The organism is Psychrobium sp. 1_MG-2023, from assembly GCF_030689115.1.
Taxonomy (GTDB): domain Bacteria; phylum Pseudomonadota; class Gammaproteobacteria; order Enterobacterales; family Psychrobiaceae; genus Psychrobium.
Genome location: NZ_JAUYVJ010000033.1, coordinates 1 through 13,891 on the forward strand (window position 1 = coordinate 1; position 13,891 = coordinate 13,891).

General features: G+C 41.7%; 12 protein-coding genes. 9 read left to right on the plus strand and 3 right to left on the minus strand.

Annotated elements, in window-relative coordinates; translation table 11 throughout:
- The first annotated feature begins 212 nt into the window (after nucleotides 1-212).
- The 3 genes from pnp to Q8W26_RS15050 all read left to right on the plus strand — a co-directional run bounded on the left by pnp (nucleotide 213) and on the right by Q8W26_RS15050 (nucleotide 4,051).
- A complete protein-coding gene (gene pnp / locus Q8W26_RS15040; RefSeq protein WP_101215711.1) occupies nucleotides 213-2,315 on the plus strand; it encodes a polyribonucleotide nucleotidyltransferase in 2,103 nt (700 codons plus the stop codon).
- Between the two features lie 167 nt (nucleotides 2,316-2,482).
- On the plus strand, nucleotides 2,483-3,403 hold the full coding sequence (gene nlpI, locus Q8W26_RS15045) for a lipoprotein NlpI (RefSeq protein ID WP_101215712.1): 921 nt from the start codon (nucleotides 2,483-2,485) through the stop codon (nucleotides 3,401-3,403).
- A complete protein-coding gene (locus tag Q8W26_RS15050) occupies nucleotides 3,404-4,051 on the plus strand; it encodes a LysE family translocator (protein ID WP_305473720.1) in 648 nt (215 codons plus the stop codon).
- A gap of 98 nt (nucleotides 4,052-4,149) precedes the next feature.
- On the opposite strand, the gene Q8W26_RS15055 is transcribed toward Q8W26_RS15050, so the two are convergent.
- A complete protein-coding gene (locus Q8W26_RS15055; protein WP_305473721.1) occupies nucleotides 4,150-5,751 on the minus strand; it encodes an FAD-binding protein in 1,602 nt (533 codons plus the stop codon).
- Between the two features lie 104 nt (nucleotides 5,752-5,855).
- Nucleotides 5,856-6,740 (minus strand): peptidylprolyl isomerase, encoded by an 885-nt coding sequence (locus Q8W26_RS15060; RefSeq protein WP_101215715.1) that lies wholly within the window; start codon nucleotides 6,738-6,740, stop codon nucleotides 5,856-5,858.
- A 70-nt stretch (nucleotides 6,741-6,810) separates the two neighbouring features.
- Between Q8W26_RS15060 and Q8W26_RS15065 the strand changes: the two genes are divergently transcribed.
- The 5 genes from Q8W26_RS15065 (at nucleotide 6,811) to Q8W26_RS15085 (ending at nucleotide 12,412) form a co-directional block, all read left to right on the plus strand.
- Nucleotides 6,811-7,254: a MazG nucleotide pyrophosphohydrolase domain-containing protein gene (locus Q8W26_RS15065; protein ID WP_305473722.1), complete on the plus strand. Its 444-nt coding sequence runs from the start codon at nucleotides 6,811-6,813 to the stop codon at nucleotides 7,252-7,254.
- 169 nt (nucleotides 7,255-7,423) lie between these two features.
- The gene (locus Q8W26_RS15070) at nucleotides 7,424-9,052 is read left to right on the plus strand and encodes a CTP synthase (RefSeq protein ID WP_101215717.1); all 1,629 of its coding nucleotides are present in this window, start codon (nucleotides 7,424-7,426) and stop codon (nucleotides 9,050-9,052) included.
- A 180-nt stretch (nucleotides 9,053-9,232) separates the two neighbouring features.
- Complete coding sequence (gene eno / locus Q8W26_RS15075) at nucleotides 9,233-10,525, plus strand: phosphopyruvate hydratase (RefSeq protein ID WP_101215718.1); 1,293 nt, start codon at nucleotides 9,233-9,235, stop codon at nucleotides 10,523-10,525.
- Nucleotides 10,526-10,641: 116 nt separating this feature from the next.
- The gene (locus Q8W26_RS15080) at nucleotides 10,642-11,133 is read left to right on the plus strand and encodes a GNAT family N-acetyltransferase (RefSeq protein WP_305473723.1); all 492 of its coding nucleotides are present in this window, start codon (nucleotides 10,642-10,644) and stop codon (nucleotides 11,131-11,133) included.
- Nucleotides 11,134-11,617: 484 nt separating this feature from the next.
- The gene (locus tag Q8W26_RS15085) at nucleotides 11,618-12,412 is read left to right on the plus strand and encodes a PhzF family phenazine biosynthesis protein (RefSeq protein WP_305473724.1); all 795 of its coding nucleotides are present in this window, start codon (nucleotides 11,618-11,620) and stop codon (nucleotides 12,410-12,412) included.
- Nucleotides 12,413-12,453: 41 nt separating this feature from the next.
- Here the strand turns inward: Q8W26_RS15085 and queC are convergent, their stop codons facing one another.
- Nucleotides 12,454-13,116 (minus strand): 7-cyano-7-deazaguanine synthase QueC, encoded by a 663-nt coding sequence (gene queC, locus Q8W26_RS15090; RefSeq protein ID WP_305473725.1) that lies wholly within the window; start codon nucleotides 13,114-13,116, stop codon nucleotides 12,454-12,456.
- Between the two features lie 67 nt (nucleotides 13,117-13,183).
- On the opposite strand from queC, the gene queE reads away from it, so the two are divergent.
- Complete coding sequence (gene queE, locus Q8W26_RS15095; RefSeq protein ID WP_305473726.1) at nucleotides 13,184-13,858, plus strand: 7-carboxy-7-deazaguanine synthase QueE; 675 nt, start codon at nucleotides 13,184-13,186, stop codon at nucleotides 13,856-13,858.
- Nucleotides 13,859-13,891: the final 33 nt, after the last annotated feature.

The window sequence follows — 13,891 nt, forward strand, 5'->3', positions numbered from 1 at the left end:
GATGAAAAGCATTCATCGGATTTTGATCTCATTGAGCCATTTTTCAAGTTATTTTTTACTTAACTGATCGGCATTACCTTTTAGGTTCCTTTTTTTTTGCCTAAAACTATATTTTTCGCGCATTCTCAATAGAACCTTTTAAAAGCTCAATTCTAGTCGTATACTATGCGGGAAAACTTAAAGATGACTAAAAGATAAAGGAAATTCAATCAGTGAATCCTACAATTAAAACGTTTAAATATGGTCAACATAATGTGACCATCGAAACTGGTGCTATCGCTCGTCAAGCGGATGGTGCTGTGCTAGTAAACATGGATGATACCGTCGTAATGGTTACCTGTGTTGCTAAGAAAAAAGCCATTGAAGGCCGTGACTTTTTCCCACTAACAGTGAACTACCAAGAGCGTACATACGCTGCTGGTAAAATCCCTGGTGGCTTCTTCAAGCGTGAAGGCCGTCCAAGCGAAAATGAAACGCTTGTTGCACGTTTAATTGACCGTCCTATTCGTCCATTATTCCCAGAAGGTTTCCTAAACGAAGTACAAGTGATTGCGACTGTTGTTTCTGTAAACCCAGAAGTAAACCCAGATGTTGCTGCAATGATCGGTACGTCTGCAGCAATCTCTCTAGCTGGTGTTCCATTTAATGGTCCTATCGGTTGTGCCCGTGTTGGTTATGTTGATGGTCAATACGTTCTTAACCCGACAGCAACTGAATTAGCATCAAGCCAATTAGACCTTGTTGTTTCTGGTACTGAAAATGCGGTATTAATGGTTGAGTCTGAAGCAGATATCTTGTCTGAAGAAGTGATGCTAGGCGCTGTGACTTACGGTCACGAACAACAACAAGTTGTTATCCAAGCGATCAACGAATTAAAAGCTGAAGCAGGCAAGCCTACTTGGGATTGGACTGCTCCTGCAAAAGACGAAGATCTTATTGCTAAAGTGACTGAGCTAAGTGAAGAACGTTTCACTCAAGCTTACCAAATCACTGATAAGATGGAACGTAAAGACGCAATCGACGTGATCACTGCTGACGTATTAGAAGCATTAGTTGCTGCTGATGAAGAAGTAGATACGAAGAAAGCTGCTGAAATCGCTCACGATGTAGAAAAGAACGTTGTACGTTCACGCATCATTTCTGGTGCTCCACGTATTGATGGTCGTGACCCTGAAACGATTCGTGCACTAGACGTTATGACTGGTGTATTACCACGTACTCACGGTTCATCTGTGTTTACTCGTGGTGAGACTCAAGCACTTGTTACTGCGACATTAGGTACAGAGCGTGATGCACAACGCATCGATAGCATCATGGGTGAAGTAACTGATAGCTTCATGCTTCACTATAACTTCCCACCATCATGTGTTGGTGAGACGGGTATGGTTGGCTCACCTAAGCGTCGTGAAATTGGTCACGGTCGTCTAGCTAAGCGTGGTGTATTAGCAGTAATGCCAACATCAGAAGAATTCCCGTACTCAGTACGTGTTGTTTCTGAAATCACTGAATCAAACGGCTCAAGCTCAATGGCTTCAGTTTGTGGTACATCGCTAGCGTTAATGGATGCAGGTGTTCCAATCAAAGCTTCTGTTGCGGGTATCGCAATGGGCTTAGTGAAAGAAGGCGACAAGTCTGTTGTTCTTTCTGATATTTTAGGTGATGAAGATCACCTAGGTGATATGGACTTTAAAGTAGCTGGTTCTACTGAAGGTATCACTGCTCTGCAAATGGATATCAAGATTGAAGGTATCACTAAAGACATCATGGATATTGCTTTAAACCAAGCGAAAGCGGCGCGTTTACATATCCTAAATGTAATGGACGAAGCAATTGCTGGTGCACGTGATGACGTATCTGAGTTCGCTCCACGTATCACTACAATGAAAGTTGCGACTGACAAAATCCGTGACATCATCGGTAAAGGCGGCGCAACAATCCGTGCATTAACCGAAGAGACGGGCTGTGTTATCGAAATTGAAGACGATGGTACAGTTAAGATTGCATCGACTGATAACGATAAAGCTAAAGATGCTATCGCGCGTATCGAAGCGATCACTGCTGAAGTTGAAGTGGGTACAATTTACCACGGTACAGTTAAACGTATCGTTGACTTTGGTGCATTCGTTGAAGTCCTTCCTGGTAAAGATGGCTTAGTTCATATTTCTCAAATCGCTGAAGAGCGTGTAGAGAAAGTGACTGACTTCTTAAAAGAAGGTCAAGCAGTAGACGTTAAGGTTCTAGAAATCGACCGTCAAGGCCGTGTACGTTTAAGCATGAAAGATGCTAAGCCAAGTGAAGCAGCGCCAGCTGAATAATCATTAGCTTAAATCTTAATAAAAACCTGCTATTTCAGCAGGTTTTTTTTTGCCTTAAAATAGATTGAACCAAGTGTCTGATTGCTAATCAAAACATACTTAATAAGCATAGCCAACCTAACGGGGCTATGGCATAGTAGAAGAAAAATAACGGTGGAATATAAAGCATGTTAAAGCATTGTGGCAAATTGGTGCTTGGTTGCGCTTTCCTATCATTGGCTGGTTGTCAGACGACAAGCAATAATTCAGGCCAATCGACAGCACAGCATCAAGAGATTGACCAGCTTATTATTAGTGAACCTTTAACGGTCAACTTTAAAAAAGAAGTGGCATTAGCCCGTATTTCAGACTTCTTAGTCAATGGAGAAATCAGTCAAGAGCAACGCGCTAAAGCTTATTATGATCGTGGTTTACTCTATGATAGTTTTGGTTTGGCTAATCTTGCTCGTCTTGATTTTAATCGAGCACTGCGCGTTGACCCTAAGCTGGCTGCCGCTTATAACTTTCTCGGTATTCATTACACGCTTGCAGGTCAGTTTAATAAAGCCTATGAAGCATTTGATACGACATTAGAGCTAGAACCTGATCATGAATATGTTTATTTAAACCGTGGTATTTCTCTGTATTATGGCGGTAAAAATAAGCTTGCTGTTGAGGATTTAACTAAGTTTCATCAGCTTGATCAGACAGACCCATATCGTGTGATTTGGCGTTATCTCACTGAACATAAAATTGATAAACAGCGCGCATTAGATAATTTAAAACAAAACAGAGAAAATATTCCTGATTCTATGTGGGCTAAGCAAGTTGCAGATCTGTATTTAATGAATATTTCAGAGGCGACTTTTGTCAACAACTTAACCAAGAACATTAAGAGCCAAACTGAATTGGCGGAACGCCTTTGTGAAGCCTATTTCTACTTAGGCATTTATGCGAGAATGTATGATCAGCCTGATCGCGCACTTAACTATTTTAAGTTGTCATTAGCGACTAATGTATTTGAATTTGTTGAGCATAAATATGCTCGTCGTGAATTGCTAGAAACGCGTCTTGAGATGCATAAGAATAAGATGTCGCAGAAGCCGTAAATGATAGACCCATTATTTTTTAGTCAGTTTGCTGTTTTAGCAACAGCTCACTTTCTTGCTGTTGCGAGTCCAGGACCTGATTTAGCTGTTGTTTTAAAGCAAAGTGTTTCTTATGGCAGGCGTCATGCTCTAGTCACCAGCGTTGGCATTGGCTTGGCCATTTTAGTGCATGTTAGCTACAGTGTGTTAGGCATAGGGCTGCTGATTAAGCAATCTGAACTGTTGTTCTCATTACTTAAATACTTGTGTGCTGGTTATCTTACCTATATTGGTATTCAAGCGCTACGAGCGAAGCCGTCAGCACCACAAACACGAGAGACTAACGCTGATGCTTCCTTGCCAGCCCAACCGATAACAAAAGCTTTTGGTCTTGGCTTTATTACTAACGTGTTAAACCCTAAGGCGACCCTATTTTTCTTATCGGTATTTTCTGTGGTGTTATCAGCACAGACTCCGATGACATGGATGGCAGGCTATGCGGTATACCTTTCCCTAGCGACTATGGCTTGGTTTTGTATGATCTCCGTTGTACTAAGTCGCCACTCGATTAGACAGCGCTTTTTAGCTTCAGGTTATATTTTTGACCGAGTTATGGGTGTCATTTTAATTTTGTTAGGGGTTAATGTCGCATTTTCACAACTTGTGTAGCAGCTTCTTATTAAGTGGTTAGTAAGTGACATTAATAAGAGTTTATTTTGAGTGCGTCGCCTTAAAAACACTCTAAGGCGATGCATTTTCAATTAAAGCTATTTCTTTTCACTAGAATAACGCCCAGGCGCTAAGATATTGTTAGGATCTAAAGTCGATTTTAACTGTTTCATAAATGCTAAATACTGCGGCTCGGCTTTATTGGTTACTTCCATCCCCGAGATCCCTAATCGATAAGGGTAATAACCCTGTTTGTTAAAGTCATCCATTAGTTGCTGGTGGCATTGATGAGCCGCTTCATCTTGTCCTGGTTCTTCTCGGTCATAAATGATGCTGATGACATTATCGAGACTCCGTTCGTTAATCATCGACATTGAGATCAGAGGTTCAAAGCCATATTTGTCGACGTTACTTTTGATGATCTCAACCATCGCACGCGCATGATGGCCCGTAGTAGGTGCAACGGGGGCACACCAAATAAGGCCACATTTGTCTCTATCTGGATGTGGGTTTTCAGGAACGTCGACCTTTTTACGCCAAAATGTACTGCCAATGATATCTGGTGTTGGGATTCCCTTTTTAAGGCCATGTACTGGAGCCATGACTTTAAGTAAGCGCGGTAAATCAAGCCCTGTGATCCATTTATAGGGTTTTTGTAATTTTATTGCCAGCGACAACATGGTGTCATCGAGAAACCGGATGCTTTTTACTTTACCACTAAAAGCTTTTTTAAGTTGTTTTCTTGCAGAAGCGACTTCTTGCTTGGTCCCGTAGAGAGCCCCTGATACATTCCATGCACCAAAATCCCAAAGCTTTGCAAATTCATCCACCACATCTTGTGTTAACTTGCCATTTTTTCCTACTTTATCCCAGGGAAAGGTCGTAATCGAAGATAAGACTTTAAAGTCGTTACCTATGTGTACGGTACTTTTTACAGTACGGTTAAGTCTGAAGGGCTGTAAGGTGTCGATTAACTCTTCGAGTTGATTATCATGCTCGACCATAATATAAAATGCTTGGAAATATTGTGGTTTAGGCATCAGCCATAACGTTAATTTAGTCACAATACCGAAGTTAGATTGTGTGAATAAACCGTCGACGTACGCACCCACACCCCATTTATAAGTGCTAGCAGCATGGGCGTTATCAAAGCGACTAAAGCCAGTATTGATAATTTCGCCGGAGGGAAGGACGACCTCCATTGAACAAACATGATTAAAATGATCGCCATATGGCGTATGGCCAAAACCTCGTTCGACTGTATTGCCGATGATGCTACAATCGGGACTTGAACCGGTGGCGTCCATCCATAAATTAGAGTCTTTTTGTTGTAAAAAGTCATAGAGCTTTTGTTGTGTCACTCCTGGGCCTATAGTGACGTGTGCTAAGGTCTCGCTAAAGTTTTCGATTGTATCTAAGCGTGATAGCTCCATAATCACGCCTTGCTCACAAGTAGGTACAGCGGAACCATAGCCCCAGTTCATGCCTGATGAAATTGGGTAAACTGGTACGTTAAATTGATTGGCAATCTTAATTGCGGCTTGTACCTCAGCACTATTCTTAGGAGAGATAATGGCTAAAACTTGTTGTGATGTTTCAAAGGTTGCGGTTTGTTTTTGTTCTAATGCGTCGTTCTCGGTGACAACGTGTTCTGGTCCTAGTTGTGTCTGCCAAGCAGATAAAGCACCTTCAAAATCCATGGTTAAGCTCCGTATTAATATTATAAAGTGTGGCCTCTAGCTAAAGGTTAGCATCACTTTGTCAAAGAATGAGAAATAAATGGCCTTTTAAAGGTGCATTTTATCTAGCGGGTACGTGTAGGAACAGTAACACCACAAACATCAACATAATTAGGGCGCTCAATAAAGAATGCTTCGGGTCTATTCATGCGGGATTGCACTAGCTCTTTAAAGCTCGCAGAAGAGGTTTTCATCACTTGCAGCGCGCTTTGTTGATCCTTTGGTACATCAGATGCCACACTGATGGTTTTAATTGGATTGTCATACTGCTTAGTGTCTTTATTAGTAACAGGTTGACGTTGCAGCTGATGCAAATATTGCATACCGCTTCTGACCTGACCAAATACCGTTAAGTTTTTATCGAGGTATCGGGGAGCTTGGCCAATAGTGATATAAAATTCGGTGCCGCCGCTGTGAGGATCGTTACTGCGTGCCATAGCGAATGCGCCTTGACAATGAGGTTGCCAAAATTGATTTTTTTGCTGGTTACTAGCAATTGGGAAACTTTGATAAAAACCAGTATTGGCAGCATAGCCATCACCGTGCGGAAGATAAGTAACATCAAGAGGGGTGTCGGTGTAATAAATACGTTCACTTTTGATCGATGGCTTAGCGTGCTTTACCGCCTTCGTTTTAGCCATATCTCCTGCTTGAGCAACAAAGCCTTCAACATAACGATAGAAGTTTAAGCCGTCGTAAAAGTTTTCTTGAGCGAGTTTTGTTAATTGCTTTACGTGGTTTGGCGCTAGTGCGGAGTTTAGCTCAACAACGACACGTCCCTGTTCAAGTTCGATGTAGAGAGTTTGTTGCAGGTTAAGTTCTCGCCATGCTGACTCTGGAGCATTGGCTATAATCTCACTTGGACCGCGGACCTTTGCTTCTGCCGACGTAAAAGGAGCTGCTGTGAACAGTAGAGACAGTAATCCTGTACTTGTTATTATTTTTTTCATGGTATTCCACTAGGTATTATTGTTATCAAGTCTATAATATATCAATAATTATTACTGTGGTGGGAAAAATATGAGCCAAAGCAAAGACAAAACAACGAACCAAGAGAGTGTATTAAGTAATATGATGATGAGCGATTCAGCTTTGACTCAAGCTTATTTGACTCAGCAACGGGTTGCTCAGTACGGTTTCGATTGGCCATCATGGCATGGCGTGTTAGAAAAAGTTAAGGAAGAGGTTGAAGAAGTTAACAATGAGTTAGAAGCTGATGTTATTGACCGGTGTAAAGTCAAAGATGAGATTGGTGACTTACTGTTTGCTGTGGTCAATTTAGCAAGAAATCAAGGTTTAGACCCTGAAACGGTACTCAGTGAAGCAACCAAAAAGTTTACTAACCGCTTTTTGCAAGTAGAAGCGCTCTTGCACAGAGAAGATAGTAACATTAAACAAGCCAATTTAAGTGAGATGGAGCAGGCATGGCAAAAAGTCAAATTGAACGAATTGGAATGTGATTAATTGCTAGAAAAAGTAAGATTTAAATTGTTCAACCGTCGATGATTTGCTAATATGCCGTCCCGTCTAGTAATCAACTTTTAAACCGAAGCAATATCTTATTTATACGATAAGGTAAGCCTTTGGCGTTATTGCTATTTCAATTCTATAAACTCGGATTCTCAGGTTCAACATGACAACGAAATATATTTTTGTGACGGGCGGAGTTGTATCTTCGCTAGGTAAAGGTATTGCAGCAGCATCATTAGCGGCAATTTTAGAAGCGCGTGGTCTAAAAGTAACAATGATGAAGTTGGACCCTTATATTAATGTCGATCCGGGTACCATGAGCCCAATTCAGCACGGCGAAGTATTTGTTACTGAAGACGGCGCTGAAACCGATCTTGATTTAGGGCACTACGAGCGATTCATTCGTACCAAAATGACTAAAGGTAATAACTTCACTACGGGTCGTATCTACGAAGAAGTATTACGTAAAGAGCGTCGCGGCGATTACCTTGGTGCCACTATTCAGGTTATCCCTCATATTACCAATGCGATGAAAGATCGTATTGTCTCGGGTTGTAAGGGCGCTGACGTTGCGATTGTTGAGCTTGGTGGAACAGTAGGTGATATCGAATCACAACCATTCATTGAAGCAATTCGTCAACTAGGTACTGAAGTTGGTCGCGATCACGCGATGTACATGCACTTAACATTAGTTCCATACCTTGCAGCCTCTGGTGAAGTTAAAACTAAGCCAACTCAACACTCTGTTAAAGAGCTACGCTCTATTGGTGTTCAGCCTGATATCTTGGTATGTCGTTCAGAAGTCGGTATCCCTAGTAATGAACGTTCTAAAATTGCTTTGTTCACAAACGTTGCAGAGAAAGCCGTTATCTCATTACCTGATATGGACAGCATCTACAAAATTCCTGCGTTATTAAAAGCACAAGGCTTAGATGAGTATGTTGTTAACCGTTTTAATCTTGAATGTCCTGAAGCTGACTTAAAAGAGTGGGAACAGGTTGTTTATGAAGAAGCTAATGCAACGGGCACCGTAAACATTGCAATGGTTGGTAAGTACATCCAACTGCCAGATGCTTATAAGTCAGTCAACGAAGCGTTAAAGCATGCAGGCCTTAAGAACCGCGTCAACGTTAAAATTAATTATGTAGACTCGCAAGACCTTGAGTCTAAAGGTACTGACATTTTAAAAGAGATGGATGGTATCCTAGTGCCGGGTGGCTTCGGCGACCGTGGTGTTGAAGGTAAAATTTTAGCGGCTAAGTTTGCACGTGAAAACAATGTACCTTACTTTGGTATCTGTTTAGGAATGCAAGTGGCGTTAATTGAGTTCGCTCGCAATGTAGCATTGTTAGAAAACGCAAACTCAACTGAATTTGATAAAGAATCAGAAAATCCGGTGGTAGGTCTAATCACTGAGTGGTTGGATGAAGACGGTAATGTTGAACAGCGTACGGATAACTCTGATTTAGGTGGAACGATGCGTGTAGGCGCACAATTATGTCACTTAGAGCCAGGTTCGAAAGCCGCTGAGTTATATAACTCGACCACGTGTATGGAACGTCATCGTCACCGTTTTGAGGTTAACAATAACTTTGTTGATCGTTTAAAAGCATCAGGGTTAAGTTTCACGGGACTTTCGTCAGATAAAAAGCTGGTTGAAATCATTGAAATAAAAGATCATCGTTGGTTTGTTGCTGGCCAGTTCCATCCGGAATTCACCTCAACGCCTCGAGATGGTCATCCATTGTTTGAAGGCTTTGTTGCTGCTGCAACGCAGTTTCAACAAGACTAAGTAAAAATTAAAAGCCGCCATTGAGCGGCTTTTTAACATTTTAAGGGGGATGATAGCGCTGTCATTTATGCATTTGTCGTCCAAAAGTGTAAGTGAAGTAGTAATCTTTTCTTCTTGTATTTCAGTAGTTATTGCCATTAAATAGGGCAAGTTAATTTAAAATTTATAGAGATAGTAAACATGTCAAAGATTGTTAAAGTTATTGGTCGCGAAATCATGGACTCTCGTGGTAACCCGACAGTTGAAGCCGAAGTTCATCTTGAGTCTGGTGCGACAGGTATGTGTTGTGCACCTTCAGGTGCGTCAACTGGTTCACGTGAAGCATTAGAATTACGTGATGGCGACAAGAGCCGCTACCTTGGTAAAGGCGTACTAAAAGCCGTTGCAGCTGTAAATGGTCCAATTGCAGAGGCGCTTGTAGGTCAAGACGCTAGCGAGCAAAGTGTTATCGATAACATTATGATCGAGCTTGATGGTACTGAGAACAAAGCTAAGTTTGGTGCAAATGCTATTCTGGCAGTATCTTTAGCTGCGGCACGTGCTGCTGCTTCTGATAAGCGTATTCCTTTATACCAACACATCAGTGAGTTAAATGGTACAGCGGGTCAATACTCAATGCCTTTACCAATGATGAACATCATCAATGGTGGTGAGCACGCTGATAACAACGTTGATATCCAAGAGTTCATGGTACAACCTGTTGGTGCTAAAACCTTTACTGAAGGTCTACGTATGGGCGCAGAAGTGTTCCATTCTTTAAAGAAAGTTTTAAACAGTAAAGGTTACAACACTGCTGTTGGTGACGAAGGTGGTTTTGCCCCTGATTTGGGTTCAAATGCTGAAGCACTAGCTGTTATTAAAGAAGCGGTTGCTAATGCCGGTTACACGCTAGGTACTGACATTACATTAGCTCTTGATTGTGCTGCCTCTGAATTCTACAGCGATGGCCAGTACAACCTAAAAGGTGATAACAAAGTATTTGACGCTGAAGGCTTTGGCGATTACTTAAAAGCACTAACAGAAGAGTACCCAATCGTTTCTATCGAAGATGGTCTTGACGAAAGTGACTGGGATGGCTGGGCAAGCTTAACGGCTAAGCTTGGTGATAAAGTTCAACTAGTGGGTGATGATTTATTCGTTACTAACACTAAGATCCTTGCACGCGGTATCGAAAACAGCATCGGTAACTCTATCTTAATTAAGTATAACCAAATTGGTAGCTTAACTGAGACACTTGAAGCGATTAACATGGCTAAAGAAGCTGGTTTCACTGTAGTTATTTCACATCGTTCTGGTGAAACTGAAGATGCATTCATCGCTGATTTAGCGGTAGGTACTGCAGCTGGTCAAATCAAAACTGGCTCTTTAAGCCGTAGTGACCGTGTTGCTAAATACAACCAATTATTACGTATTGAAGAAGCGTTAGGCGCAAGTGCTCCTTACAACGGTTTATCTGAAGTTAAAGGTCAATAAGTTTCTCTTTAATGAAACTGTATTGAACCATCATCATTTTTAAGTGATGATGTGAAAGGCTGCTTAAGTAATTAAGCAGCCTTTTTTTATATTGATAGGTTAAGGGGTTATTGTTGTTGAAAATAACGTTACGGCAGTTTACTGATGCTGATAGGGATTTATTAGTTGATTATCTTAACTGCTCAGAGGTGACGCAATACATCACGGCGGCTATCCCGAGCCCCTATACCGTTGTCGATGCTAATGGTTGGATTGAATATGCCAATAAAACCGAGTATATCTATGCAATTGAATACCAAGGTTTGCTTGTTGGTGCTATATCGGCGCAAGTTGGTGCGTTTGAATATAAGCGCAGTGCTGAGTTGGGTTATTGGGTTGCTAAGCGCTATTGGAATCAAGGAATAGCGACACAAGCCGTTTCACTCTGTTGTGAGTTACTATTTACCCAAACAAAACTCAATCGTTTATTTGTCTCTGTTGTGTCAGAAAATGGCGCGTCTATTCGGGTACTTGAAAAGAATGGCTTTAAAATTGAAGGCATATTAAAACAAGCCTCATTTAAAGAGGGGGTTTACTTTGATGAGCACTTATTGGCAATCACTAAGTAATGGCTTTCAGATGAGACATTACTAAATGAGAGATTCCGGCTAAAAGCCTGCCGGAACGACGCCTTTGAGGGCGGCAATTATCCTTGTGCTGAAAGTGTTGGATTCAGGCCCTCGTTTTAACTGGTCCTAAAATCTAACAAAATTGAGATTCCGGCTAAAAGCCTGCCGGAACGACGCCTTTGAGGGCGGCAATTATCCTTGTTGCTGAAAGTGTTGGATTCAGGCCCTCGTTTTAACTGGTCCTAAAATCTAACAAAATTGAGCTTCCGGCTAAAAGCCTACCGAAACGACGCCTTTGAGGACGCTAATCATTCTTGTGCTGAAAGTGTTTTTATTCGCGGCCTCGCTTAGGTCAACAACGTGAGTGACGTTCATTGTTTTTGTCCGCAGTCCAAGTTACGATTCAGACATTTAACTAATTGAAAATAAATTAATCTTTTGATAATTTCATTGTTGGTATTTATAAAGCGAGCTGATTAAAACTATGACTACATTATCAATTTATCAAGTAGACGCCTTTGCGACCCGTACTTTCGAAGGCAACCCTGCCGCTGTTATCCCGCTGTCAGAATGGCTCGATGATTCGATTTTACAAAAAATAGCTGAGGAAAATAATTTATCTGAAACGGCTTTCTTTGTTAAATCGGGTGAGCATATTGACCTTCGTTGGTTTACTCCACTCGAAGAGGTGGACTTATGTGGGCATGCGACGCTAGCAACAGCCCATGTTTTGTATCAACATTTAGGCTTTCAGCAACAGCAAGTAAGATTTCAAACCCGAAGTGGTAAACTCGTTGTTACTCGACATGACAATAGTTTTTCTATGGACTTTCCAGCGACTAAACCACAAATTGTAACTGCACCTGTCGCATTACTTAATGGCTTAGGCAATGTTACTCCGAAGCAGGTCATCGCGGGGTTTGATTATATTGTCGAGTTAGGCAGTGAGCAAGAGCTTATCGATTTAGTCCCAGACTTTGCCGCTTGGCATGAACTGGATCGACGCGGTGTTGTGGTCACAGCAAAAGGTGAAGATACCGACTTTGTTAGCCGCTGCTTTTACCCTAAATTACGGGTGAATGAAGACCCGGTCACTGGGTCCGCTCATTGTCAGTTAACCCCTTACTGGGCGGAAAAGTTGGATAAAACACAGTTAACTGCAAAACAGCTGTCGACTCGTGGTGGTGAACTTACATGTCACCTACGAGGGGAACGGGTGATACTCGAAGGGCGAGCTGTAGATTATATGCGCGGTGAAATAACGATCGGCACAGCCTAACTTACCATCCTTGGTATGTCGTACAATACGGTAGCTTGTGCTTAGCTACTCTCGTATGCAAGTGGGTCGGTTAGACCATTTTTAGCAAAGGCTTCTAAGCGCTCTTGACATGAACCACACACGCCACAAGACTGTTCACGGCCGTTATAACAAGTCCAAGTCTGTCCATAATCTAGCCCCATACGCAAGCCATCAGCTAAGATCTCAATCTTATTATTTTTGATATAGGGTGAGACAATATCAACAGGCTCATAATTGGCAATTTGCGACACTTCATTCATTTTATGAACAAATTCAGGACGACAATCAGGATATATTGCGTGATCGCCACTGTGTGCTCCGTAGTACACTGCATTGGCTTCAATAGAAACAGCGTAGGCAATGGCCATCGATAACAAGACCATATTTCTATTAGGTACGACGGTTGACTTCATACTGTCTTCTTCATAATGCCCTTCAGGAATATCGATATCACTAGTGAGTGACGAACCAGCCATCAACTGATTAATTGCACTGATATCGACAACCTTATGCGGAACATTTAACGTTTTACAGACCTGTGCGGCTACATCGACTTCTTTACTGTGGCGTTGGCCATAATTAAAGGTTAGTGGGTAGACAGCTTTACCCTCTTCAATGGCTTTATGTAACACGGTAAAAGAGTCCATGCCACCAGAGTAAATCACCACAACTTTTTCTTTCATCTTGCTTGTATCTCGGCTATATATAACGTATAAACGCTCAGTTTACGCGAACTTTAAGCAAATGAGTATGATCAAGCTACCACTTAATGAAATTTTTGAATCAATCCAAGGTGAGGGCTCCTTTACTGGTGCACCGTCGATTTTCGTTCGTTTACAAGGTTGTCCTGTAGGCTGCGCTTGGTGTGACACTAAACATAGCTGGTATCTTAATGAAGAAGATAAAACCTCCTTTGAACAGGTACTTGCTAAAACGGGTGACGGTGATAGCTGGTGTGACGTTGAAGTGGATCAACTGATAGCGCACTTGTTAACTTACAAGGCGCGTCACATTGTTATCAGTGGCGGTGAGCCATGTATGTATGATTTGGTGCTATTAACCACAGAACTTGAAGCTAATGGTTTTAGTTGTCAAATTGAAACATCAGGAACTTTTGATGTGAAAGTGAGTGACAGTACTCATGTTACGGTCTCCCCTAAAGTTGCGATGAAAGGGGGTTATGAAATTCTAGATCAAGCCTTAGTACGCGCTAATGAAATCAAACATCCAGTGGCAATGAGTCGACATATTGATGAGCTAGATGCCTTATTGGCGAGGTTAACACCCGAGCAACTCGCGCAAAAGAAAATATACTTACAGCCGATTAGTCAACAGAAGCGAGCTACACAATTGGCTATTGATACTTGTATTGAGCGTAATTGGTGGCTTTCAATTCAAACACACAAGTATTTAGCAATTCAATAGAACGCCAGTCAGTGAGGTTAACGCCAATGTTTA